At 36.1% G+C, this 25,156-nt stretch carries 30 protein-coding genes; 28 read left to right on the forward strand and 2 right to left on the reverse strand.

Features of this window, described 5'->3' with window-relative positions:
- Positions 1–6 precede the first annotated feature (6 nt).
- From rplX to ctlX, 22 genes are all read left to right on the forward strand, one after another.
- Positions 7–321 (forward strand): 50S ribosomal protein L24, encoded by a 315-nt coding sequence (gene rplX / locus EKM01_RS03160; protein ID WP_035668111.1) that lies wholly within the window; start codon positions 7–9, stop codon positions 319–321.
- A 2-nt stretch (positions 322–323) separates the two neighbouring features.
- Positions 324–875: a 50S ribosomal protein L5 gene (gene rplE, locus EKM01_RS03165; RefSeq protein WP_126451840.1), complete on the forward strand. Its 552-nt coding sequence runs from the start codon at positions 324–326 to the stop codon at positions 873–875.
- A gap of 3 nt (positions 876–878) precedes the next feature.
- Entirely contained in the window at positions 879–1,148 is a 270-nt protein-coding gene (rpsN, locus tag EKM01_RS03170; RefSeq protein ID WP_007136553.1) for a 30S ribosomal protein S14, read from the forward strand.
- Between the two features lie 140 nt (positions 1,149–1,288).
- Positions 1,289–1,687, forward strand: a complete 399-nt coding sequence (rpsH, locus tag EKM01_RS03175; RefSeq protein ID WP_066081018.1) for a 30S ribosomal protein S8 — start codon at positions 1,289–1,291, stop codon at positions 1,685–1,687.
- Between the two features lie 18 nt (positions 1,688–1,705).
- Positions 1,706–2,248 (forward strand): 50S ribosomal protein L6, encoded by a 543-nt coding sequence (gene rplF / locus EKM01_RS03180; RefSeq protein ID WP_126451841.1) that lies wholly within the window; start codon positions 1,706–1,708, stop codon positions 2,246–2,248.
- Positions 2,249–2,259: 11 nt separating this feature from the next.
- Positions 2,260–2,610, forward strand: a complete 351-nt coding sequence (gene rplR, locus EKM01_RS03185) for a 50S ribosomal protein L18 (protein WP_113636694.1) — start codon at positions 2,260–2,262, stop codon at positions 2,608–2,610.
- 6 nt (positions 2,611–2,616) lie between these two features.
- Entirely contained in the window at positions 2,617–3,144 is a 528-nt protein-coding gene (gene rpsE, locus EKM01_RS03190; RefSeq protein ID WP_035668102.1) for a 30S ribosomal protein S5, read from the forward strand.
- Positions 3,145–3,156: 12 nt separating this feature from the next.
- Positions 3,157–3,339, forward strand: a complete 183-nt coding sequence (gene rpmD / locus EKM01_RS03195) for a 50S ribosomal protein L30 (RefSeq protein ID WP_027310825.1) — start codon at positions 3,157–3,159, stop codon at positions 3,337–3,339.
- An 11-nt stretch (positions 3,340–3,350) separates the two neighbouring features.
- Positions 3,351–3,803 (forward strand): 50S ribosomal protein L15, encoded by a 453-nt coding sequence (gene rplO / locus EKM01_RS03200; protein WP_126451843.1) that lies wholly within the window; start codon positions 3,351–3,353, stop codon positions 3,801–3,803.
- 13 nt (positions 3,804–3,816) lie between these two features.
- Entirely contained in the window at positions 3,817–5,163 is a 1,347-nt protein-coding gene (gene secY, locus EKM01_RS03205) for a preprotein translocase subunit SecY (protein WP_126766787.1), read from the forward strand.
- 4 nt (positions 5,164–5,167) lie between these two features.
- Positions 5,168–5,383, forward strand: coding sequence for a translation initiation factor IF-1 (gene infA / locus EKM01_RS03210; RefSeq protein ID WP_007136545.1), 216 nt, complete (start codon positions 5,168–5,170; stop codon positions 5,381–5,383).
- 12 nt (positions 5,384–5,395) lie between these two features.
- Positions 5,396–5,512, forward strand: a complete 117-nt coding sequence (ykgO, locus tag EKM01_RS03215) for a type B 50S ribosomal protein L36 (protein WP_008992256.1) — start codon at positions 5,396–5,398, stop codon at positions 5,510–5,512.
- Positions 5,513–5,514: 2 nt separating this feature from the next.
- Entirely contained in the window at positions 5,515–5,889 is a 375-nt protein-coding gene (gene rpsM, locus EKM01_RS03220) for a 30S ribosomal protein S13 (RefSeq protein WP_091173715.1), read from the forward strand.
- Between the two features lie 8 nt (positions 5,890–5,897).
- Positions 5,898–6,281, forward strand: a complete 384-nt coding sequence (rpsK, locus tag EKM01_RS03225) for a 30S ribosomal protein S11 (protein ID WP_024981527.1) — start codon at positions 5,898–5,900, stop codon at positions 6,279–6,281.
- A gap of 87 nt (positions 6,282–6,368) precedes the next feature.
- Complete coding sequence (rpsD, locus tag EKM01_RS03230) at positions 6,369–6,974, forward strand: 30S ribosomal protein S4 (protein WP_073210389.1); 606 nt, start codon at positions 6,369–6,371, stop codon at positions 6,972–6,974.
- 21 nt (positions 6,975–6,995) lie between these two features.
- Positions 6,996–7,988: a DNA-directed RNA polymerase subunit alpha gene (locus EKM01_RS03235; RefSeq protein ID WP_126451845.1), complete on the forward strand. Its 993-nt coding sequence runs from the start codon at positions 6,996–6,998 to the stop codon at positions 7,986–7,988.
- A gap of 63 nt (positions 7,989–8,051) precedes the next feature.
- A complete protein-coding gene (gene rplQ, locus EKM01_RS03240; protein ID WP_126458909.1) occupies positions 8,052–8,543 on the forward strand; it encodes a 50S ribosomal protein L17 in 492 nt (163 codons plus the stop codon).
- Between the two features lie 328 nt (positions 8,544–8,871).
- Positions 8,872–9,972 (forward strand): glutamine-hydrolyzing carbamoyl-phosphate synthase small subunit, encoded by a 1,101-nt coding sequence (carA, locus tag EKM01_RS03245; protein WP_126458912.1) that lies wholly within the window; start codon positions 8,872–8,874, stop codon positions 9,970–9,972.
- A gap of 378 nt (positions 9,973–10,350) precedes the next feature.
- Positions 10,351–11,643 carry a phosphopyruvate hydratase gene (gene eno, locus EKM01_RS03250; RefSeq protein ID WP_126458915.1) on the forward strand — a complete coding sequence of 431 codons (1,293 nt, stop codon included), beginning with the start codon at positions 10,351–10,353 and terminating at the stop codon, positions 11,641–11,643.
- 154 nt (positions 11,644–11,797) lie between these two features.
- Positions 11,798–13,081 (forward strand): citrate synthase, encoded by a 1,284-nt coding sequence (locus EKM01_RS03255; protein ID WP_126458918.1) that lies wholly within the window; start codon positions 11,798–11,800, stop codon positions 13,079–13,081.
- 61 nt (positions 13,082–13,142) lie between these two features.
- Positions 13,143–14,057 carry a dimethylarginine dimethylaminohydrolase family protein gene (locus EKM01_RS03260; protein WP_126554525.1) on the forward strand — a complete coding sequence of 305 codons (915 nt, stop codon included), beginning with the start codon at positions 13,143–13,145 and terminating at the stop codon, positions 14,055–14,057.
- Positions 14,058–14,145: 88 nt separating this feature from the next.
- Positions 14,146–15,081 carry a citrulline utilization hydrolase CtlX gene (gene ctlX, locus EKM01_RS03265; RefSeq protein ID WP_126458924.1) on the forward strand — a complete coding sequence of 312 codons (936 nt, stop codon included), beginning with the start codon at positions 14,146–14,148 and terminating at the stop codon, positions 15,079–15,081.
- Between the two features lie 45 nt (positions 15,082–15,126).
- On the opposite strand, the gene EKM01_RS03270 is transcribed toward ctlX, so the two are convergent.
- Positions 15,127–15,756 (reverse strand): MarC family NAAT transporter, encoded by a 630-nt coding sequence (locus EKM01_RS03270; protein WP_126451852.1) that lies wholly within the window; start codon positions 15,754–15,756, stop codon positions 15,127–15,129.
- 142 nt (positions 15,757–15,898) lie between these two features.
- On the opposite strand from EKM01_RS03270, the gene EKM01_RS03275 reads away from it, so the two are divergent.
- Positions 15,899–16,267: a CoA-binding protein gene (locus tag EKM01_RS03275; RefSeq protein ID WP_126458928.1), complete on the forward strand. Its 369-nt coding sequence runs from the start codon at positions 15,899–15,901 to the stop codon at positions 16,265–16,267.
- A 99-nt stretch (positions 16,268–16,366) separates the two neighbouring features.
- Here EKM01_RS03275 and EKM01_RS03280 read toward each other — a convergent pair whose 3' ends face one another.
- A complete protein-coding gene (locus EKM01_RS03280) occupies positions 16,367–17,875 on the reverse strand; it encodes a sodium:solute symporter (RefSeq protein WP_126766790.1) in 1,509 nt (502 codons plus the stop codon).
- Between the two features lie 577 nt (positions 17,876–18,452).
- Here EKM01_RS03280 and recR point away from each other — a divergent pair.
- The 5 genes from recR to EKM01_RS03305 all read left to right on the forward strand — a co-directional run bounded on the left by recR (position 18,453) and on the right by EKM01_RS03305 (position 25,082).
- Entirely contained in the window at positions 18,453–19,073 is a 621-nt protein-coding gene (gene recR / locus EKM01_RS03285; RefSeq protein ID WP_126451855.1) for a recombination mediator RecR, read from the forward strand.
- Between the two features lie 72 nt (positions 19,074–19,145).
- Complete coding sequence (locus EKM01_RS03290; RefSeq protein WP_126766792.1) at positions 19,146–19,937, forward strand: polysaccharide biosynthesis/export family protein; 792 nt, start codon at positions 19,146–19,148, stop codon at positions 19,935–19,937.
- Positions 19,938–19,952: 15 nt separating this feature from the next.
- A complete protein-coding gene (locus EKM01_RS03295) occupies positions 19,953–22,409 on the forward strand; it encodes a polysaccharide biosynthesis tyrosine autokinase (RefSeq protein WP_126766794.1) in 2,457 nt (818 codons plus the stop codon).
- Between the two features lie 228 nt (positions 22,410–22,637).
- Positions 22,638–23,621 (forward strand): SDR family oxidoreductase, encoded by a 984-nt coding sequence (locus EKM01_RS03300; protein WP_126458940.1) that lies wholly within the window; start codon positions 22,638–22,640, stop codon positions 23,619–23,621.
- A gap of 69 nt (positions 23,622–23,690) precedes the next feature.
- Positions 23,691–25,082, forward strand: a complete 1,392-nt coding sequence (locus EKM01_RS03305) for a nucleotide sugar dehydrogenase (RefSeq protein ID WP_126458943.1) — start codon at positions 23,691–23,693, stop codon at positions 25,080–25,082.
- The last annotated feature ends 74 nt before the right edge of the window (positions 25,083–25,156 follow it).

Raw genomic sequence — 25,156 nt, forward strand, 5'->3', positions numbered from 1 at the left:
TTTAAGATGATAAAGCTAAAAATAAAATCAGGTGATATAGTAAGAGTAATTGCTGGAGACCATAAAGGTGCTGAAGGTAAAGTATTACGTGTTTACCGTGAGAAAAACAAAGCGATTGTTGAAGGTGTTAACATGGTATCGAAACATACGAAACCAAGTGCAAAAAGCCCTCAAGGTGGTATCGTAAAGAAGGAAGCTTCTATACAAATATCTAATATTTCTTTAATAGATCCTAAAACTAAGGAAACAACAAGAGTTGGTATTAGAGTAGAAGGAGATAAGAAAGTAAGATTTTCAAAAAAATCTAATCAAGTACTATAGTAATGGAGTATATACCTAGACTAAAAGAAGAATATAAGAGCAGAGTAATTGCTGCTCTTAAAGAGGAATTCGGATACGTAAACGTAATGCAAGTTCCAAAATTGGAAAAAATCGTTTTAAGTAAAGGAGTTGGTGCAGCTGTATCTGATAAAAAACTAATCGACTACGCGGTTGATGAGTTGACAAAGATTACTGGACAGAAAGCAATATCTACTATTTCAAAGAAAGACGTTGCGTCATTCAAATTGAGAAAAGGGATGCCTATTGGAGCAAAAGTTACTTTGCGTGGAGAAAGAATGTATGAGTTTTTAGATAGACTTATTACTTCAGCTTTACCACGTGTAAGGGATTTCAGTGGTATTAAAGCTACTGGTTTTGATGGAAGAGGAAATTATAACCTTGGAGTTTTGGAGCAAATCATTTTCCCGGAAATTGATATTGATAAAGTTAACAAAATTTCAGGTATGGATATTTCTTTTGTAACTACTGCAAAAACAGACAAGGAAGCAAAATCATTATTGGCTGAACTAGGTTTACCTTTTAAAAAGAATTAAGACATGGCTAAAGAATCAATGAAAGCCCGCGAGGTTAAGAGAGAAAAAACAGTTGCTAAGTATGCTGAGAAAAGAAAAGCTTTGTTAGAAGCTGGAGATTTCGTAGGTTTGCAAAAGTTGCCAAAAAATGCTTCACCAGTTCGTTTGCACAATCGTTGTAAATTAACAGGTAGACCAAGAGGGTATATGCGTCAATTCGGTCTTTCACGTGTTACATTTCGTGAAATGGCAAATAACGGATTGATACCAGGTGTTAAAAAAGCATCTTGGTAAAATTCAATTATGAATTTCAAATTATGAATTACCTTTTAAAAAGTAATTCGTAATTTGAAATTTGTGATTATAGAAATTTATAAATTGGTTTCAGGTTCGACAAATACTTTGTCGAAAACCGTTGCCGCAAATCAATACACATGTATACAGATCCTATTGCAGATTATTTGACGAGAGTTAGAAACGCTGTGGCTGCAAACCACAAAGTCGTTGAGATTCCTGCATCTAATCTAAAAAAAGAAATAACTAAGATCTTATTTGATCAAGGTTATATCTTGAGTTACAAATTTGAAGACAACGCTGTTCAGGGTTCAATCAAAATTGCTTTGAAGTATGATAAAGATACTAAAGAGTCCGTAATTAAAGATATCCAAAGAATTAGTAAACCAGGTTTACGTAAATATTCAAGTTCTTCTACCATTCCTAGAATCCTTAATGGATTAGGCATCGCTATTGTATCTACTTCTAAAGGGTTGATGACAGGAAAAAAAGCGAAGCAATTGAATGTAGGTGGTGAAGTAATTTGTTACGTATACTAATTTAAAGACTATAATAAGATGTCAAGAATAGGTAAAAGTCCGGTTGTAATCCCTGCTGGTGTAACTGTTGAAGTTGCAAATGGTATTATTACAGTAAAAGGAAAAAATGGTCAACTAACTCAGGAGTTTTCGGACGTTACTGTTACAGTTGAAGGGGATCTAGTTCAAGTAGAAAGATCTTCTGATCACAAAGACCAAAGAGCAAAACACGGTTTGTATAGATCTTTGATCAATAACATGATTATCGGTGTAACAGATGGTTTTACTAAGTCATTAGAATTGGTAGGAGTTGGTTACAGAGCTTCAAATCAAGGACAAAAATTAGATTTAGCACTTGGTTATTCTCACAATATTGTTTTAGAAATTGCTCCAGAAGTGACTTTAGAAACAATATCTGAAAAAGGTAAAAACCCTATCGTGAAATTAACATCATTTGACAAACAACTTTTAGGGCAAGTAGCTGCGAAAATCAGAGGTTTCCGTAAGCCTGAGCCGTATAAAGGAAAAGGTGTTAAGTTTGTAGGGGAAGTATTAAGAAGAAAAGCAGGTAAATCAGCTTAAAAAATAAGATTATGTCATTAACAAAACCTGAAAGAAGACAACGAATTAGATTCAGAATTAGAAAAACAATTAGTGGTACTGCTACTAATCCAAGACTATCTGTATTTAGAAGTAACAAAGAAATTTACGCGCAACTTATTGATGACGTAAACGGAGTTACTATATTGGCGGCTTCTTCAAGAGAAAAAGAAATAGGTAACGGTACGAACATTGAAGTTGCTACAGCAGTTGGAAAACTAGTTGCTGAAAAAGCTTTAAAAGCTGGGATAGACGTAGTAACTTTCGATAGAGGAGGTTATTTATATCACGGACGTATTAAATCATTAGCGGAAGGCGCAAGAGCGGCTGGACTTAAATTCTAATATAGTATGTCTAATAGTAAATACAAGAATGTAGAGTTAGTAAAACCAAGTGGTCTTGAATTAAAAGATCGTTTGGTAAGTGTAAATCGTGTTACTAAGGTTACAAAGGGTGGTAGAGCTTTTGGTTTTTCTGCTATTGTAGTTGTAGGTGATGAAAACGGAGTGGTTGGACACGGATTAGGAAAATCTAAAGATGTTTCTGAAGCAATTGCGAAAGCAGTAGAAGATGCTAAGAAAAATTTAGTAAAAATTCCTTTGAATGGTCAGTCAGTTCCTCACGAACAAAAAGGTAAATTTGGTGGTGCACGTGTATTCTTAATTCCTGCCTCTCATGGTACAGGAGTTATTGCTGGTGGAGCTGTTCGTTCAGTTCTTGAATCAGTAGGAATTCATGATGTATTATCTAAATCTCAAGGATCTTCAAATCCTCACAACGTGGTAAAAGCAACTTTTGATGCTTTATTACAAATGAGAAGTGCTTATACTGTTGCAAAACAAAGAGGCGTTTCTTTAGAAAAAGTTTTTAAAGGTTAATTCAAGGAAATTATGGCTAAATTATTAGTAAAACAAGTTAGAAGCAAAATCAACTGTCCTCTTACTCAAAAGAGAGGTTTGGAAGCTTTAGGTCTACGTAAAATGGGACAAGTTGTAGAGCATGATTCAAACCCTACAATCCTTGGGATGATAAATAAAGTTAAACACTTAGTTTCTGTTGAAGAAGCTAAATAACAAATACTGTTATGAATTTAAGTAACTTACAACCTGCTGAAGGTGCTACACACAATCAAAATAAAAGGTTAGGTAGAGGAGAAGGTTCTGGAAAAGGTGGTACTTCTGCAAGAGGTCACAAAGGAGCCAAATCTCGTTCTGGTTATTCTAAAAAGATTGGTTTTGAAGGGGGACAAATGCCTCTTCAAAGACGTGTACCTAAGTTTGGTTTTACAAACATCAATCGTAAAGATTACGAAGGTGTAAATCTTGATACACTTCAACTATTAGTTGATAATGGTGTTATTAAAGATACTGTTGATATGACAGTTTATGTTGCTAATCGTTTAGCTACTAAAAATGAAATCGTTAAGATTTTAGGTAGAGGTGAATTGACAGCAAAATTAAAAGTAACCGCTCACAAATTTACTGCTACTGCAAAAGCTGCTATTGAAGCTGCTGGTGGAGAAGCTGTAACAATGTAATTTTTCAATTAATATGAAGAAATTTATTGAGTCAATTAGTAATGTTTGGAAAATCGAAGAACTGAAAAATAGAATCCTAATTACATTGGGTTTGCTTTTAGTGTATCGTTTTGGGGCTCAAGTAACCTTACCAGGTATTGATGCTACACAGTTGGGTAATTTAGCCGGGCAAACTAAAGAAGGAATTGGTTCAATTCTTGATATGTTTACTGGAGGAGCTTTTTCACAGGCTTCTGTTTTTGCCTTAGGAATAATGCCTTACATTTCTGCTTCAATTGTTGTTCAGTTGATGGGAATTGCGGTTCCATACTTGCAAAAACTTCAAAGCGATGGAGAAAGCGGTAGAAAAAAAATTAATCAAATTACACGTTGGTTGACTATTGGTATCACCTTGGTTCAAGGTCCTACTTACATCTACAATTTATATAGAACGTTACCTAATAATGCATTTTTATTGGGATTCAATTCATTTGAATTCTTATTTTCGTCAGTAATTATTTTAGTCACAGGTACAATTTTTGCGATGTGGTTAGGAGAAAAAATTACAGATAAGGGAATAGGAAATGGTATATCTTTGTTGATTATGGTGGGTATTTTGGCAAGATTGCCTCAGGCATTCATCCAAGAATTTACCACGAGAGTGACTAATAATAACGGTGGTCCGATGTTGTTAGTTATCGAAATTATCATTTGGTTATTGGTTATTGTTTGTTGTGTATTGTTGGTTATGGCGATTAGGAGAATTCCTGTTCAATATGCCAGACGTACTACTTCAGGGGATTTTGAACAAGACATGTTAGGTGGAAATAGACAGTGGATCCCTTTAAAGCTTAATGCTTCTGGGGTGATGCCAATTATTTTTGCTCAAGCAATTATGTTCATTCCAGCTGCTTTGGCAGGGCTGTCTAAATCAGATGCTTCGCAGTCAATCGTTGGCGCTTTTAGTAATATGTTTGGTTTCTGGTATAATTTAGTTTTTGCAACGTTAATAATTGTATTTACTTTCTTTTATACTGCAATCACAGTTCCTACTAACAAGATGTCTGATGATTTAAAGAGAAGCGGTGGTTTTATACCGGGTATCAGACCAGGAGTTGAAACTTCTGATTATCTTGATAAGGTGATGTCTTTAATAACTTTTCCAGGATCTTTATTTCTTGCTTTGATTGCCGTGTTCCCGGCGATAATTGTAAGTGTTATGGATGTTCAACAATCCTGGGCAATGTTTTTCGGAGGTACTTCATTGATAATTATGGTAGGTGTTGCCATTGACACAATGCAGCAAATCAATTCATATTTGCTAAATAAGCATTATGATGGTTTAATGAAAAGTGGTAAAAATAGAAAAGCAGTAGCTTAACTTTATGGCAAAACAATCAGCAATAGAACAAGACGGATCGATCATTGAAGCATTATCAAATGCAATGTTTCGTGTAGAGTTAGAGAATGGACATATAGTAATTGCACATATATCTGGAAAAATGCGTATGCATTATATCAAATTATTACCTGGTGATAAAGTGAAACTAGAAATGAGCCCTTACGATTTGTCAAAAGCAAGAATTACTTATAGATATTAAAGGATATTCAAAATGAAAGTTAGAGCTTCAGTAAAAAAGAGAAGTCCCGAGTGCAAAATTGTGCGAAGAAAAGGGAGATTGTACGTAATAAACAAAAAGAATCCTAGATTTAAACAAAGACAAGGATAATTATGGCAAGAATAGCAGGGGTAGATATCCCAAAAAATAAGAGAGGTGTTATAGCACTTACCTACATCTTCGGATTAGGAAATAGTAGAGCTATTGAGATTTTAGAAAAAGCTCAAGTAAGCCAAGATAAAAAGGTTCAAGACTGGAATGATGATGAGATCGGAGCGATTCGTGAAGCAGTGTCCACTTTCAAAATTGAAGGAGAATTGCGTTCAGAAGTTTCTTTAAACATCAAACGTCTAATGGATATTGGGTGTTACAGAGGTATTCGTCACAGAACTGGTCTTCCATTAAGAGGACAAAGAACTAAGAATAACTCCAGAACAAGAAAAGGTAAAAGAAAAACTGTTGCCAACAAGAAAAAAGCAACTAAATAATAAGTAATATGGCTAAAGCAACTGCAAAAAAACGTAAAGTTATCGTTGAATCAACGGGAGAAGCTCATATTTCTGCTACCTTCAATAATATCATCATTTCTTTGACTAACAAAAAAGGTGAAGTTATTTCTTGGTCTTCAGCTGGTAAAATGGGTTTTAGAGGTTCTAAAAAGAATACTCCATACGCAGCCCAAATGGCAGCAGAAGATTGTAGTAAAGTAGCTCTTGAAGCAGGACTTAAAAAAGTTAAGGTGTATGTTAAAGGACCAGGAAACGGACGTGAGTCTGCGATCCGTTCTTTGCATAACGGTGGAATTGAAGTGACTGAGATTATCGATGTTACTCCAATGCCTCACAACGGATGTCGTCCTCCAAAAAGACGTAGAGTTTAATAATATTTTTTTAGTATAACCTAGATAGAATACCGATTATCGAAGGATAAGACCTGAATTCATAATCTCTATCTTAAACAATTTAAAATGGCAAGATATACTGGTCCAAGTACAAGAATCGCCCGTAAATTCGGCGAAGCAATTTTCGGAGACGATAAAGCGTTCGAAAAAAGAAATTATCCACCCGGACAACACGGGATGGCTAAAAAAAGAGGGAAAAAATCTGAATTTGCTATCCAGTTAATGGAAAAACAAAAAGCTAAATATTCTTACGGAATTTTAGAAAAACAATTCAGAGGTTTATTCAAAAAAGCATCAGCAACTAAAGGTGTTACTGGTGAAGTTCTTTTACAATTATGTGAAGCACGATTAGATAACGTTGTTTTTAGAATGGGTATTGCCCCTTCAAGAAGAGGAGCTAGACAACTTGTTTCTCATAGACATGTCACTGTTAATGGTGACGTTGTAAATATAGCTTCTTACCACCTTAAACCTGGTGATAAAGTTGCAGTTCGTGAAAAATCTAAATCTTTAGAAGCAATCGAACGTTCTTTGTCTAATTCAAGTCATGTTTATGAATGGATTACTTGGAATAATGATATCAAAGAAGGTACTTTCGTTTCTGTACCAGCTAGACTTCAAATCCCAGAAAACATTAAAGAACAATTAATCGTAGAGTTGTACAACAAATAATAATTGACTTAGTCGAAATTTATGGCAATATTTAATTTTCAGAAGCCCGATAAAGTTATCATGATCGATTCAACCGATTTTGAAGGTAAATTTGAATTTAGACCTTTAGAACCGGGTTACGGATTGACCGTTGGTAATGCACTTAGAAGAGTTTTGCTTTCAGCATTAGAAGGTTATGCTATTACATCTGTTCGTATTGAAGGTGTAGATCATGAGTTTTCTACTATTTCAGGAGTTGTTGAGGACGTTACCGAAATTATCCTTAATCTTAAACAAGTACGTTTCAAACGACAAATTGAAGATATTGATAATGAATCAGTTACTATTTCTGTTTCCGGTAAAGATCAATTAACAGCTGGTGATTTTCAAAAATTTATTTCAGGTTTCCAAGTTTTGAATCCAGAACTAGTTATCTGTAATTTAGATCCTAAAATTAAACTTAATTTCGATTTAACGATCGAAAAAGGTAGAGGATATGTTCCTGCTGAAGAGAACAAAAAACAGAATGCTGCAATTGGAACTATTTTTACAGATTCAATTTTTACTCCGGTAAAAAATGTAAAGTATGCAATTGAAAACTTCCGTGTAGAGCAAAAAACAGATTATGAAAAATTAGTTTTTGAAATTAAAACTGATGGTTCTATCAATCCAAAAGATGCCCTTACTGAAGCTGCTAAAGTTTTGATTCACCATTTCATGTTGTTCTCTGACGAAAGAATTACACTCGAGGCTGACGAAATTGCACAAACAGAATCGTATGATGAAGAGTCATTACACATGAGACAATTGCTTAAAACTAAGCTTGTTGATATGGATCTTTCTGTAAGAGCATTAAATTGTTTGAAAGCGGCTGAAGTTGATACACTTGGTGATTTAGTATCGTTCAACAAAAATGACCTAATGAAATTCCGTAATTTTGGTAAAAAATCTTTAACTGAACTTGATGAACTTGTTGCAGTTAAAAATTTGAACTTTGGTATGGATTTAGCAAAATACAAACTAGATAAAGAATAAATTACTTCATATTTTGATCTCCAAAATGGATAGCATCAAGATGAAAGTATAAAAAAACACGTCATGAGACACGGAAAAAAATTCAATCACTTAAGCAGACAGACTGCACATAGAAAATCTATGTTAGCTAATATGGCTTGTTCTCTTATAGAGCACAAACGTATTAACACTACTGTTGCTAAAGCAAAAGCGCTTAAACAATTCGTTGAGCCTTTAATAACAAAATCAAAACAAGATACGACTCACAATCGTCGTATCGTTTTTGCTTACTTACGTAGCAAATATGCGGTAACTGACTTGTTCAGAGACGTAGCTGCTAAAGTAGGAGACCGTCCAGGTGGATACACGCGTATCATTAAAGTTGGGAATCGTTTAGGAGATAATGCTGATATGGCAATGATCGAGTTAGTAGATTTCAATGAACTTTACAATGGTGGTAAAAAAGAAGTTAAAAAAGCAAAAAGCCGTCGTGGTGGGAAAGCTAAAAAAGCAGATGAGGCTACTGAAGCTCCAGCTGCTGAAAGTGAACCAACTGCAGAGACAGCTGCTGAGTAATTATGAAAATAATCATTCAATAAAAATTAAGGATAAGCTATTTATAGTTTATCCTTTTTTTTTGATTTTTTCGGAACAAAAAACGTATTATTTAATAGTGAATTGTCTTGCTGTTCACTGTATCTTTTGCTTTTAAAGAAAAATCAAAAAGATGCCTCCAGACGCTCCAAGGTCATCAGGGCTCTAGGGTAGAATTTTTATTATACAATAAATTTCAAAAACTTGCATCCATTGCTTTAAACAATTAAATTTGCACAATATTTAACTATATATGAAACCCGCTTTGCGAGTTCCATGAGACTATTAAAATAACATTAGATAGCAACGAATGAAATATACAACAAGACAAAGCGCCATTCTTTTATTGAGTGACGGAACCATATTCCATGGTAAATCTATTGGAATCAGCGGAACTACCTTTGGGGAAGTTTGTTTTAACACCGGAATGACAGGTTATCAGGAAATATTCACTGACCCTTCTTATTTTGGACAATTAATGGTTGCCACGAACGCTCATATTGGAAATTATGGAGTAAACGATTCAGAAATAGAATCAGGTAGTGTCAAAATTGCCGGGTTGGTTTGTAAAAATTTTAGCTTTAATTATTCTCGTTCCGATGCTTCAGGGAGTCTAGAAGATTATTTTATTAAACAAAACTTGATCTGTATATCTGATGTAGATACGCGTGCCCTGGTTAGTTATATTCGGGAGAACGGTGCTATGAATGCTGTAATTTGTACAGATGATACCTCAGTAGAAGAACTAAAAATTGCTTTATCAAAAGTCCCTGATATGAAGGGTTTAGAATTAGCATCTAAAGTTTCTACTACGGAACCTTATTTTTTTGGTGAGGAGAAGGCAACGTATAAAATCGCAGCACTTGATTTAGGAATAAAAATGAATATCCTTCGTAATCTGGCTAAAAGAGATTGTTATATCAAAGTATTTCCTTTTGATTCTTCGTATCAGGATTTAGCTGCATTTAATCCAGATGGATACTTCTTATCTAATGGTCCCGGGGATCCTGAGCCTCTTTCAGGTGCGATTCAAGTGGCTAAAGAAATTCTTGACAATGATAAACCTTTATTTGGAATCTGTCTTGGACACCAAATAATTGGTCTTGCTAATGGAATTTCTACTTATAAAATGTTTAATGGGCACAGAGGAATAAATCATCCTGTAAAAAATATCATCACTGGAAAAGGGGAAATAACTTCTCAAAATCATGGTTTTGCGGTTAATAAAGAGGAATTGGACAATCATCCAAATCTTGAAATTACGCATCTTCATCTTAATGATGGAACTGTTGCAGGGATGCGCATGAAAAACAAAAATTGTTTTTCTGTTCAATACCACCCTGAAGCAAGTCCTGGGCCCCATGATTCGTCGTATTTATTTGATCAGTTTATTGAAAATATTAAAGGATAAAGACAGTTATTTAATTGTCAAAATTTTAAAACAGAAGGGTTTGACTTTAATCATAAAGTCAGGCCTTTTTTTATGCGAAAAATAATTTTTATACTACTATCTATGATATTTTAGTCCTATTTTGCGCTGTCTCGATGCAATACGCATCTTGACTGTAAATTTTAAAGAAAAAAAGCACTTTCAAAAGTGAATATAATTTCACGAATATATAATGAAAAAAGTAAAATTAATTTGATACTGCAAAATAAAATTTTAATAAAGTAGAAAAGTGTTATTTCTAAAATAATTATAACGTTTTCGTTAATAACATTCATTATTTTCATAATGTCATTACAAAAGATAGAATATATTTGTATTACTAAATAAAAATTAGAAAATATGAGTATAATTATCAAAATTCACGCAAGACAAATTTTTGATTCAAGAGGAAATCCTACAATTGAAGTAGATGTAATTACAGACAATGGTGTTTTAGGAAGAGCAGCAGTTCCATCTGGAGCTTCTACCGGTAAACATGAAGCAGTGGAGTTACGTGACGGAGGAAAAGCTTTTCTTGGTAAAGGAGTTTTGAATGCGGTGAAAAATGTGAATACCCTTATTTCGGAAGAACTTCTTGGAGTTTCCGTTTTTGAACAAAATGTTATTGATCAAATGATGATTGATTTAGATGGCACGCCTAATAAATCAAACTTGGGAGCAAATGCAATTTTGGGTGTGTCTTTGGCTGTTGCCAAAGCGGCAGCAAATGAATTAGGATTGCCTTTGTATAGATATGTAGGCGGTGTTTCTGCGAATACATTGCCCGTTCCTATGATGAATATCATCAATGGAGGTTCACATTCTGATGCGCCAATTTCGTTTCAGGAATTCATGATCATACCAGTTAAAGCAACTTCTTTTACGCATGCAATGCAAATGGGGACTGAGATTTTTCATAGCCTTAAAAAAGTATTACATGATAGAGGTTTAAGTACAGCTGTTGGTGATGAAGGTGGTTTTGCACCAAACCTTGCCGGTGGTACAGAGGATGCATTGGACACGATCAAAAAAGCAGTAGAGGCTGCTGGTTATACTTTTGGAGATGAAATCATGGTGGCTTTAGACTGTGCGGCTTCTGAATTTTTTGTAAACGGAAAATACGATTATACGAAATTTGAAGGCGAAACGGGTAAAATTAGAACTTCAGAGGAGCAAGCTGATTATTTAGCTGAATTAGCAGCTAATTACCCTATTATTTCTATCGAAGACGGAATGGATGAAAATGACTGGGATGGTTGGAAATACCTGACGGATAAAATTGGTAATAAAGTACAATTAGTAGGGGATGATTTATTTGTTACTAATGTTGAACGATTGTCAACAGGAATCGAAAAAGGAATTGCAAATTCAATTTTGGTTAAAGTAAACCAAATAGGTACTTTGACTGAAACTATTGCAGCGGTCAATATGGCTAAAAACGCAGGCTTTACCTCGGTAATGTCACACCGTTCCGGAGAGACGGAGGATAATACTATTGCAGATCTAGCAGTAGCATTAAATTGTGGACAAATCAAGACCGGTTCTGCTTCTCGTTCAGACCGTATGGCTAAATACAATCAATTATTGCGAATTGAAGAAGAATTAGGCGATACCGCTTATTTTCCGGGAAAAAACGCTTTTAAAATAAAATAAGTTCTAATACTATCTTTTTTAGCCATTCACTTCGTGTGAATGGCTTTTTTTTGGTAATATTTAACATTTTCATTGTATTATTCTCTTTTTAATTAGTGTTTAATTCCCTAGATTTGATAAATTATTATTTTAAAAGTTTATTTTCAAATATATTATGTCAAAAACAGCAACATTAGAAATCGACGGAAAAAAAATTGAACTGCCTATAGTAGTAGGTAGCGAAAATGAAGTTGCCATCGATATTAACAAATTACGTGATTTATCCGGTATAATTACTCTTGATCCGGGCTATAAAAATTCAGGTTCTTGTAAGAGTGATATTACTTTTCTGGACGGAGAATTAGGAATTCTTCGCTACAGAGGATACGCTATTGAAGATTTAGCAGAAAAAGCTGATTTTCTTGAAGTGTCTTATCTTTTAATTTTTGGAGAATTGCCTACTACTAAACAGTTGGCGCAATTTGAAACGGATATCAGAAAATACACGCTGGTCAATGAAGAAATGAAAAACATCATTGATGGTTTTCCAAAAACAGCCCATCCAATGGGTGTTTTAGCTGCTTTGACGAGTGCATTGACTGCGTTCAACCCTAAATCGGTTAATGTAGAGAATGAAAAAGAAATGTATGAAGCAGTTTGTAAAACCATGGGGAAATTCCTGGTTATTGCCACTTGGACCTACAGAAAAAGTATGGGTTATCCTTTGAATTATTATGATAACACTAAAGGGTATGTGGAGAATTTTATGCATTTGATGTTTGAATTGCCTACAGAGCCGTATACGCCAAACCCTGTGGTAGTAGATGCATTAGACAAGTTGTTTATACTTCATGGCGATCATGAGCAAAACTGTTCCACTTCTACCGTTAGAATGGTGGGTTCCTCACATGCGGGATTGTTTGCATCAATATCTGCCGGAGTTTCAGCTCTTTGGGGTCCTTTGCACGGAGGTGCCAATCAGGCAGTTCTTGAAATGCTGGAAGAAATCCATAGAAATGGCGGTGATGCAGATAAATATATGGCTAAAGCCAAAGATAAAAATGATCCTTTTAGATTGATGGGTTTTGGACATAGAGTCTATAAAAACTTTGATCCAAGAGCAAAAATCATCAAAAAAGCAGCAAATGAAGTTTTAGCAACTTTAGGAGTTGAAGACCCAATTCTTGCTATTGCTAAAAAGTTAGAAGCAGCGGCTTTGGAAGATGAGTATTTCAAATCAAGAAATTTATATCCTAATGTAGACTTCTACTCTGGAATTATTTACAGAGCGCTAGGAATTCCTACCGATATGTTTACGGTTATGTTTGCCATAGGGCGTTTGCCGGGTTGGATTGCACAATGGAAAGAAATGCGAGAAAATAAAGAGCCTATCGGAAGACCAAGACAAATTTACACAGGACATCCTTTGCGAGAATTCAAGACCTCTGATAAAAGATAAAAGATAAAAAGCTTCACAAATTTGTGAAGCTTTTTTTATATTTGCTAAAAGTTAAAGATACATGTTAGAATTAAATGTAAATAATGAAACTTCAAGACTAAGGGCAGTTGTTTTGGGTTCTGCAGTACATAACGGGCCAACGCCAAAACGAGAAGAGGCCTATGATCCAAAATCGTTAGAGCATATATTGGCAGGGACTTATCCGATCGAGATAGATATGGTTCGAGAAATGGAAGCCTTCAATCGGGTTTTTGAAAAATATGATGTAACGGTGTTTCGTCCTGAAATGATTGAAAATTACAATCAAATATTTACCAGAGATATTGGCTTTGTAATTGGAGATGTTTTTGTAAAATCGAATATATTGCCGGATCGCGAGCGGGAATTAGACGCGATTCAGTACGTAATAGACCAAATGGATCCTCAAAAAGTAGTGCGCCCCCCAGAAGAAGTACACATAGAAGGAGGGGATGTGATGTTGTGGAATGACTATATCTTCGTTGGTACATATAAAGGAAGTGATTACCAGGATTATATTACAGCACGGACGAATCTTCAGGGTGTGCAGTACATCAAAGACCTGTTTCCTACTAAAATTGTAAAGGGATTTGACCTAGTAAAGTCTAAAATTGAAGCAAGGGATAATGCCTTGCATTTAGACTGTTGTTTTCAGCCTGTTGGAATTAATAAAGGGATTATATACAAAAATGGATTTCGAGAAGAAGCCGATTATTTATTCTTGGTTAATCTTTTTGGGAAAGAAAATTTATTTCACGTCACTAGAGACGAAATGTATCACATGAATTCTAATATTTTTTCTATCGATACCACTGTTGTGGTTTCCGAAAGAAATTTCACCCGACTGAACAATTGGTTGCGAGCAAACGGTTTTCTGGTAGAAGAAATTCCTTATGCCGAAATTGCAAAACAAGAAGGGCTATTGCGCTGTTCGACCTTGCCTTTGATTCGAGATTAATTCAATTTTAAAAACGTATTGTGGTAGAGACGCACGATAGAGACGCACTGCAGTGCGTCTCTACCACAAAAATAAAACACAAAAACCCATGAAACAAACAACAAATTCGATATTGATGATTCGCCCAGTAGCGTTTAGAATGAACGAACAAACGGCAGTAAATAATTATTACCAAAAAGTAGTAGACGGTCTTTTGCCTGCAACGGTAAACGCTAAAGCACAACAAGAATTTGATGCTTTTGTCGAAAAACTAACAGCAGTCGGGGTTGATGTTACGGTTGTTGATGATACCCTGAATCCAGATACACCAGATAGTGTTTTTCCAAACAACTGGATTTCTTTTCACGAGAATGGAGATGTGGCTTTATATCCTATGTTTGCTGAAAATCGCCGTCACGAGCGCCGCGAAGATATTTTAGATGTTCTGGAAGACAAAGGATTTGTGATTCATAATATTGTTGATTATACATCGGCAGAGGAAGATGGATTCTATTTGGAAGGAACAGGAAGTTTGCTTTTGGATAGAACTAATGCTAAAGCATATTGCGCTTTGTCACCAAGGGCTGATGAAGAGTTGTTTATCGAATTCTGTGAGGATTTTGACTATGCTCCAGTTATTTTTGAAGCATTTCAAACCGTCGGTTCGGAACGAAAATTGATCTACCATACCAATGTGATGATGTGTCTGGGGGACACTTTTGCTGTGATTTGTTCGGAGTGTATTGATGATAAAAAAGAACGTAAAATGGTCCTGGATAGCCTAAAAGAAAACGGGAAAGAAATCATTTTAATTACGGAAGCCCAAATGAATACTTTTGCAGGAAACATGCTTGAAATTCGTGGGGCAAAGGACAAACGATATTTAGTGATGAGTGCTGCTGCACATCAGAGTTTAACTTCAAAACAAATAGAACAACTGGAACGACATGCTGAAATTTTGAGTTCGAGCCTGGATACTATTGAAGCATGTGGGGGTGGCAGTGCCAGATGTATGATGGCTGAGATCTTTTTGCCAAGAAAATAATTGTACAATTCAGGCAAATACACTGCGTTTTGCCTGAATTTAATCTTAGATCAAATTGCCTTTAATAATATTGATAATCGCACTTACAATATATTGGATTCCTATAGCAATTACAATAAAACCAATGATTCTGGAGATCGCTACAATTCCGGATTCTCCAAGTATTTTTGCTAAATAATGAGCACTTTTCAAGATGATGAAAATAGCAACTGCGATAGCAAGAATGGCAAAGGATGAAATGATAATTTCGCTAGTTGTATTGTGTTCCTGATAAAAAGCAATCAGCAGCGAAATAGATCCAGGTCCGGCTAGCATAGGGATAGCTAGTGGAGTCAGAGCGATGTCATTTCTTTTTTGAGCATCGTTTTCTGCTTTTTTGGTGATCCCCCTCTTTTTGTTAAATTGTCCCGAGAGCAATGAAAATCCCGAGTTTACTATGATAAGTCCTCCGGCAATTCGAAGCGCATCGATGCTAATGCCAAAAAAAATCAGCATATATTGCCCAATAAAAAAAGAGACAATTAAGATGATAAACACATTTATCGCTGTCCACAATGAAATCCTGGAACGTTCTTTTTTTGTGTCATGTTGTGTAAGTCCTACAAAAATAGGAACAGTACCAATAGGGTTCAACACGGAGAAAAGTGCGACAAACAGATAAATAAAAAGATCCATATTTTATATTTAAGGGTGTAAAAATACTCTTTTTTTACTTTTTAATGTTAGGGAAATGTTTTTATTGCATTGATAACTAAACTTGAAAATTCCGAAACGGACAAACCTTTTTGATTACTTTTGCTGCATATACTTATAGAAAATGACAAAGAATAAAAAAACACTAGTTCTGGGAGCAACTACTAAACCAGAGAAATACGCCTTCAAAGCGATCACTATGTTGGTAGACAAAGGACATTCGGTGCTTGCTTTAGGACAAAATGCTGGTGAAGTGGCCGGTGTGAAAATCCAGACCAAAGCCATTCCCATAAAAAATATAGATACCGTTACCCTTTATTTGAACCCTGCACGTCAGCGCGATTATTACAATTATATCGTCGAGGCTAAACCTAAACGTGTTATTTTTAATCCGGGAACTGAAAATCCAGAATTGTACCAATTGCTGAAGCTGAATGATATCAAAGTAGAAATAGCCTGTACCTTAGTATTATTGACTACTAACCAGTATTAATATTTTTTTTGGAGCTACCTCCAGCTGTTCGCTATATCTTTTCTTGTCCCGTTTTTAAAACGGGACAAGAAAAGGATGCCGCTGCCATCTGGGCTAAAACTAAAATCGTGTTTCTGAAGCCGCTTTTTTGCTAATCAACCACAATCCAAGAAAAGTAATAAGCCCGTTTACAATGATCAGCTCATTGTCAAAGACGTATCCAAAAAACAATGTTTTTGAATGTTCGCTGATAAGGTATGTGAGTGCAGGAGACAACAAACAAATTATCGGGACCAGTTTGTCTTTGACCGTTTTTGACTGTGCAAACAGCCCGAAACAATACAATCCTAAAAGTGGTCCATACGTGTAGGAGGCCACCCTGAAAATCATTCCTACTACGGAACTGTCATTTATGGAATTAAAGAAAATAATGACCAGAAACATCAAAAAGGAAAACGCAACATGAACCAGATGTCTGTCTCGGACTACATTAGGTTTGTTCAGGTTCTCCGCTTTGTCCATTCCTAAAAAATCCACACAAAACGAAGTCGTAAGCGCTGTTAATGCAGAGTCAGTCGTAGCAAAAGTTGCGGCCGTCAATCCCAATAAGAATATAACTGAAGGTATCAGAGCCAGGTGATTAAAAGCAATTTCCGGGAAAAGCAAATCGGTTCTGGGCTTTCCGGTGTTTAAATCGGTGGGGATTTCAACCCCGTTTTTAGCGGCATAAACATACAGTAGCGCACCTACGCTCAGGAAAAATATATTGATAAGTACAAATATTCCGGTAAATGTGAACATGTTTTTTTGAGCTTCACCAATGGTGGCACAACTCAGGTTTTTTTGCATTAAATCCTGATCCAGACCTACCATGGCAATGGTTACAAAAATCCCTCCCAGAATTTGTTTGACAAAATGGAACTTACTCGACACGAAATCCTCAAAGAAAAATACTTTCGAATAGTTACTGTTTTTTACGGTTTCAAAAGCTTCAAAAGCATTTAAATTCAAGCTTCTGCAAATAAAGAAAAGAGTCATAAAAACAGAGGTCACTAAGAAAAAAGTTTGTAAGGTATCCGTAATGATAATGGTTTTGAGTCCGCCACGATAGGTATATGCAAAAATTAAAGCCAGCGAAATCAGCACGGTAAAGGCAAAGGGAATGTTGTAAAAGTCAAAAACATAGCGCTGTAAAACGATCACCACAAGGTACAATCGAAACGCAGAGCCTATTGTTCGGCTGATCAGGAAAATTGTTGCGGCAGTTTTATAGGAATACAACCCCAATCGCTGCTCGATATAGCCGTAAATCGAAGTCAGATTCATCCGGTAGTATAGAGGCAACAGCACTTTTGCAATAACTATAAAGCCAATGGCATTTCCCAGAACAAATTGAAAATACTTGAATTGTTCTCCGTTTGGCGCACCCACTTCTCCCGGCACCGAAATAAAAGTTACCCCGGAAAGCGCAGTCCCAATCATCCCGAAAGCCACTAAATACCATTTTGAGTTTTTATTGGCTTTGAAAAAAGCCTCATTGCCACTGTCTTTTCTACTTACAAAATGGGAAATCAAAAATAAAATCCCGAAGTAGATTACAATTAACGATAGAATGGTGAATGGTGTCATTTTTTTGAGTTTACAGGCAGCAAAATACGATTTTTTGTTTAATGAGTCATTTCTGGATCCGGATTCCCTTTGGCATATCACGAATAGCTACTGCTTAATTGGTTTGTATGCAACATTATAAACGATTTTATTTTAATATCGCCTACTAAAAGTATTGCTTTACGTCCAAAGCATTTCTGTTGAAAAAGGATTCTTTTTTATATAATGGCTTTTGCAAGCGACTCCATTTGTCAGTTTGGGTGTAGCCGAGAACCCTTGTTGCCTATCGACTGCACTCGATAAAAATGGCATTAAGTTTTTTTCATCAGTTCGAGGTGAGAAAAATTTGCGACAGGAAAAAGTTCCACCAGGCATCAAGAATTCTAACGTTTTGATAGCTTCTCGACACAATTTTAATCAGTAACGCTTTCGCATTACTATTCAAAAGTACTCGAAGTGAGGGCAGAAACAGCGCAGTCTTAATGACATTGCGCCCAATAGTAGAAAAAACGGCGGACTAAAATCGAATAACTAAAGTATACAATCGATTCAAGAAATAACCGATTAAACAAATAAACAAATTGCTACATTTGCAGTTATGGAATTTTCTTCAAAATTAATAGAAAGGGCAGTCAATGAAATGTCTCAGTTGCCAGGAATTGGTAAGCGAACTGCACTGCGACTGGTGTTGCATTTATTAAAACAGCCCAAAGAGCAAACAGGATTTCTAGCGCAAGCCTTGGTGGCAATGCGGGAGGATATAAAGTATTGTGCGAGTTGCCATAATATATCGGACAGTGCGTTGTGTGAAATTTGTGCCAACAAAAACAGAAATCATCAAATTGTTTGTATTGTGGAGGATATCCGTGATGTTATGGCGATCGAGAATACAGGACAATTCAGAGGAATTTATCATGTTTTGGGCGGTAAAATTTCACCTATTGACGGTGTGGGCCCTAGTCAGCTGAACATCAATACTGTAGTCGAAAAAGTAAAATCCGGTAGTGTCAATGAGATTATATTTGCGTTAAGCTCCACAATGGAGGGAGATACTACCAATTTTTATATTTACAAACAAATTGGGGATTGCGGGATTATTATATCAACAATCGCCAGAGGAATTTCAGTAGGTGATGAGCTGGAATATGCGGATGAAGTTACCCTGGGCAGGAGTATTTTGCAAAGAGTTCCTTTTGAAAAGACTTTTAAAAATAATTAATTTGTTTAATGAATAATGTTGCTTTTTAAATCGTAAATGAAAAGTTATATTTGTCGCTTAAAAATATTGTAAATGAGCAAGTCGGTACTCTGTTTGTTGTTAGTTATAAGTGTGTTGCTTTTTTCCTGTATCCCTACTAAAGATTTAATTTATCTTCAGAAAAAGGATACCTCAGCACAAGAATCTACTATTGCTGTGGTAGGATCTAAGCCTTATCGGTTGCAAACAAATGATGTGTTGAGTATTACTATAAAAGCGATAGATCCTAAATTAGTTGCTATTTTTAGTCCTACAAGCGAAGTCGGTTCGGTAGGAAAATCAGAATCCGCATTGTATTTTGATGGATTTACAGTAGACGATCATGGAAATATAAGGGTTCCGGTCTTAGGAGAATTAAATGTTATTGGTTACACGCTGGATGAAATCAGAGTGAGAATCGAAAAGCAATTGTTAGCGGAGTATTTTAATGCCGAAGCTAATATTTTTGTAACCGTAAAATTATCGGGGTTTAGATATACGATCAACGGGGAAATTGGCAGCACGGGAACAAAAACATTATTTCAAGAGCAAGTAAATATAATGGAAGCCATAGCAAATGCCGGAGATATCTCTATAATAGGAGACCGAAAAGCAGTTACCATCATACGAAAAACACCAACAGGAGTTCAAATGCATGATCTGGACTTGACGGACATCAATGTGATGCAATCTCCTTATTATTACTTACAACCTAATGATTATGTTTATATCAAACCGCTCAAGCAAAAAACCTGGGGAACCGGGAAAACAGGAATTGAATCCTTAGGGACTATTATTACGTTGCTGTCTTTGGCCACAACGACCTTTCTACTATTAAGAAATTAAAACAGCATTCAGAAAATGTTAGATATAAAAGATTTTTCGATTTTTGAAAATCAAGTCAGTTTTGATTTTAAGGGATTTTTAATGAAAATCGGAAGTTATTGGAAGTGGTTTTTACTGAGTTTAATAATCACTTTTACTATTGCCTATCAGGTCAACATCCGTAAAGAAAAAATATATGGCATGGAGACCCTCATTGCCGTAAAGGAGGAAAGTAACCCTCTTTTTACTTCTAATACCAGTTTGGTTTTTAATTGGGGCGGTACCTCTGATCAGGTTCAATCCATCTCTACAACACTGCAATCCAGATCACACAATGAGTTAGTGGTAGATAAACTGCAGTATTATATTGATTACTTAGTTCAGGGCGAATACAATATGGTAGATGCCTACGGAGCAGTTCCATTCTATGTAAATATTGATAAATCGAAAGGGCAGTTAGCAGGAAATTTAATTGGAATTACGTTTCTAAGCGAAAATGAATATGAAATCAGAATTCCATTTGGGAATCAAAACGTCTCGGTCGTCACGTACTCCAATAATTCCTATGGCAATACAGCAGTCGAAATTGGTGATTTTGTAAAAAGATACAAAGTAGGAGAGTCTGTTTCATTACCCTTTTTGAATTGGAAATTACAAATAAAAGACAATCCCGGTTTTTACAAAGGAAATGAATATTTTGTGCGTTTTAATGATTTTGACGGAACAGTAGCCGGATATAAAGGGATCAGTTTGCGCTCAGATGATAAAGGCGGTTCTATAATTACCCTGGGAATGCAGGGTACTAATAAAGCCAGAATGGTCGAATATTTGAATTCGACTGTTGAAATGCTGATCAAAAGACAGTTAGATAGTAAAAACCAGTTTGCTACCAATACGATTGCTTTTATAGACAGTACACTGATTGCCATGGAATCCCAGCTCAAAGAAACCGGGAATGAGCTAAAAACATTTAGAAAAGATAAAAACATTTATGATATTGAAGCGGGTGGTGCTAAATTCTCGGATAAGATTCTGGAATTTGATGTAGCCAAAGATGAAGTGACCCGTAAACTGTCCTATTACAATTCGTTAAAGGCTTATTTGAAAAACAGCACCAACTATGCAAAACTTCCAGCGCCATCTGTAGCGGGAATAGAAGATCCTAATATTGTAGTTAATGTTTCAAAATTGATCGCCTTGTCTACCCAAAGATCCGAAATGGCCTATGCCGTAAAAAGCGAGAAGATATTTAAGGATTTTGACAATCAAATGGAGGCGGTCAAAAATGTACTGTTAGAAAATATAGCTACTGCAAAAGCTTCGCTGCAATATGATTTAGCGATGGTGAGCAGTAAAATTAATGAAACCGAAAGTACCATAAAACAACTCCCGGAAGACCAGCAAGAGCTCGTTAAAATCAAAAGAAAATATGATTTGAGTGATAATATTTACAGCACCTTTCTTCAAAAAAGAAGTGAAGCGGATATTGTCAAAGCAGCGAATCTATCGGATGTTCAGTTTATAGATCCCGCAAAGGATATTGGCGGCGGATTAATAGGCCCTAAAACATCCGTCAATTATATATTGGCCTTATTTCTGGGAATACTTGTTCCGTTGATTTTTGTATTTGGCATTTTTTTTGTCAATAATTCGATTCAAAATACGGAGGACATCAGTAAGTTGACAAAAATTCCTTTGATAGGCGTAGTCGGTGTCAATAAAGAAAATACAAATTTAGCAGTGTTTGACAGGCCTAAATCATCGTTGTCGGAATCTTTTAGAGCCATTCGGTCCTCGCTCCAGTTTTTGTACAAACAACAAAATGTAGATGGTGCCAAAACACTGATGATAACCTCCTCAGTTAGTGGTGAGGGAAAAACATTTTGTTCCATAAATATCGCTACCGTATTTGCCCTGAGCGAGAAAAAAACAGTTGTTATTGGCCTTGATTTAAGAAAACCAAAACTGGCTACTGAATTTAATTTATCTAATGAAGCCGGGATTGTAAATTACCTGATCAAGCAAAATACGGTTGACGAAATTATAAATCACACCCACATTCCTTTTCTGGATGTGATTCTCTCCGGACCGGTTCCTCCCAATCCATCGGAGATGATCATGAGTGACGGAATGGGAGAGCTGATTGAAGAATTAAAGAAAAAATACGATTATATAATATTAGATACACCTCCGGTAGGGTTAGTGTCAGATGCACTAGAATTAGCACAATATTGTGATGTTACCCTTTATATTGTGAGGCAGAATTTCACTAAAAAAGACATGATTACCTTGTTGAATAATCGTATAAAACGAGGGGAATTAAATAATGCCAGTATAATTTTGAATGGTCTGGAGAATAAAGCTAAATACGGAACGGGGTATGGGTATGGCTACGGATATGGTACCTATACTAATGACTATTACGAAGAAGACAAACCCAAAAGTATGTATGAAAGAGTGGCTCAGAAAATACTTAATAGACCCAGAAAGTAATTTATTGATTACAGATATAGTTAAAAAGATGCATTTTAGGGCATTTACTTTTTAGATTCAAAAACTTTTACCACGAATTTCACAAATTTTCACAAATTAATTCGTGATAATTTGTGAAATTCGTGGCAAATAAATAAGGGATACCACCGTGTAGACTTTAAGTCTGCCAACAAAAACTATGAACTTTTAATTTATAGTGGTTTATTTTTTTTAATACAGAAAAATCAAATGAAAGAAGATATAAAAAAAACAGTGTTAATCACTGGAGGAGCGGGATTTATAGGCTCTAATCTGTGTGCCCATTTTTTGTCTAAAGGCTATAAGGTGGTTTGCCTGGATAATTTTGCCACCGGGCACCTGCATAATTTAAAAGACTGCATAAACCATCCTGATTTTCGTTTGATAGAAGGCGATATTCGGAATCCGGAAGAGTGTCAAAAAGCAGTCAAAGGCGCAGATTATGTGTTGCACCAGGCGGCTTTGGGATCTGTTCCCCGTTCTATCAATGATCCGGTGACCACGAATGACGTGAATGTATCCGGATTTTTGAACATGCTGGTGGCAGCAAGAGACGAAAAAGTGAAGCGATTTGTGTATGCGGCAAGTTCCTCTACCTACGGCGATTCAGAAGCGTTGCCCAAAGTAGAAAATACTATTGGGAAGCCTCTTTCTCCGTATGCAATAACAAAATATGTAAATGAATTGTATGCCGAAATTTTTAGCACAACCTATGGTTTAGAGACCATAGGACTGCGTTATTTCAATGTTTTTGGACGGAAGCAAGATCCCAATGGCGCTTATGCAGCCGTTATCCCGAAATTTGTGATGCAATTCATGCAACACGAAAGCCCAAAAATAAATGGTGACGGGAATTATTCCCGCGATTTTACTTATATTGACAATGTTATTCAAATGAATGAGTTGGCGATGTTAACTCAAAATCCAGAGGCAATCAATACGGTGTATAACACGGCGTGTGGCGACAGGAATACGTTGAATGATTTAGTGGGCTATTTGAAAGATTTTTTAACAAAATACGATTCTGAAATTGCAAACGTTACTGTAGTGTATGGTCCTAACAGAGCGGGTGATATTCCACATTCCCTGGCCAGTATTGATAAAGCAAAAGCCCTGCTGGGATACAATCCAAAATTTGGTATGCAAGAAGGATTGAAAGAGGCGGTGCACTGGTATTGGGATAATTTATCGTAATACCGTATGCCGTAGAGAGGCGATAAATCGCGTCTGTACTGGGATTAAAAAAAATAAAAAAATATATAGATGAAAATCACAAAAATTTGTTGCATTGGAGCTGGGTATGTTGGTGGTCCGACGATGGCGGTTATTGCTCAAAAATGTCCGGAGATACAAGTTACAGTAGTCGATTTGAACGAAGAGCGCATTGCGGCTTGGAATGATACCGACACGGCCAATATTCCTATATATGAACCCGGATTGGACGTTATTGTTGCCGAGGCTCGGGGAAGGAATTTGTTTTTTTCTACGAATGTTGATAAAGCCATAGACGAAGCCCAGATTATATTTATCTCCGTGAATACCCCCACTAAAACGTATGGTAAGGGAAAAGGTATGGCGGCTGATTTAAAATACATAGAGCTTTGTGCCAGACAAATTGCACGTGTAGCCAAAGATAATAAAATAGTAGTGGAGAAATCGACACTACCGGTGCGAACTGCAGAAGCAATTAAGAGTATACTTGATAATACCGGGAATGGAGTACAGTTTCAAATCCTGTCAAATCCTGAGTTTTTAGCAGAGGGAACAGCTGTTACTGATTTGTTGCATCCGGATCGGATTCTTATTGGAGGCGATCCTTCGGAGGAAGGTAAAAAAGCGATTCAGGCCTTAGTCGATGTCTATTCGAATTGGGTGCCTGCCGCTAAAATATTGACCACTAATGTTTGGTCTTCTGAATTGTCTAAGCTTACCGCCAATGCTTTTTTGGCACAACGTATTTCTTCCATCAATGCCATGTCAGAACTGTGTGAGAAAACGGGAGCCGATGTCAATGAAGTCGCTAAAGCGATTGGAATGGACAGCAGGATTGGATCTAAATTTCTAAAAGCCTCCGTTGGTTTTGGAGGTTCTTGCTTTCAAAAGGACATTTTAAATTTAGTGTACATTGCAAAATCCTATGGTTTGAATGCCGTTGCAGATTATTGGGAGCAAGTTATTATCATGAATGACCATCAAAAAAGACGTTTCTCCAATTCTATAGTTCAAACGCTTTACAATACGGTTTCCGATAAGAAAATTACTTTTTTGGGTTGGGCATTCAAGAAAGATACGAATGATACCAGAGAATCAGCAGCAATTTATGTAGCTGATGATTTGATCAATGAACACGCAAAAATTGCGGTGTATGATCCTAAAGTTTCTAACAAGAAGATCTTGGGGGATTTAAATTATTTGGAAACCAGAAATGCAGAGGCGAATGCGAACAGTGTGCGTTCCTTTTTGGACCCGTACGAAGCCTGTCAGCAGGCACACGCTATTGCGATACTGACAGAGTGGGATGAATTTATCCACTACGACTGGCAAAAAATATATGATTCGATGCAAAAACCCGCTTTTATTTTTGATGGTAGAAATTTGCTGAACGGCCCGGAATTAAAAGCGATTGGTTTTGTGTATCAGGCGATAGGTTCGTGAGGGGTTAAGCGGTTAAACGATTAAACGGTTAAACATTTAAAAGCTGATTGTGCTCAGCGGATTGCTAGTAGTTT

The organism is Flavobacterium sp. RSP46 (assembly GCF_003984825.1).
Classification (GTDB): Bacteria; Bacteroidota; Bacteroidia; order Flavobacteriales; family Flavobacteriaceae; genus Flavobacterium.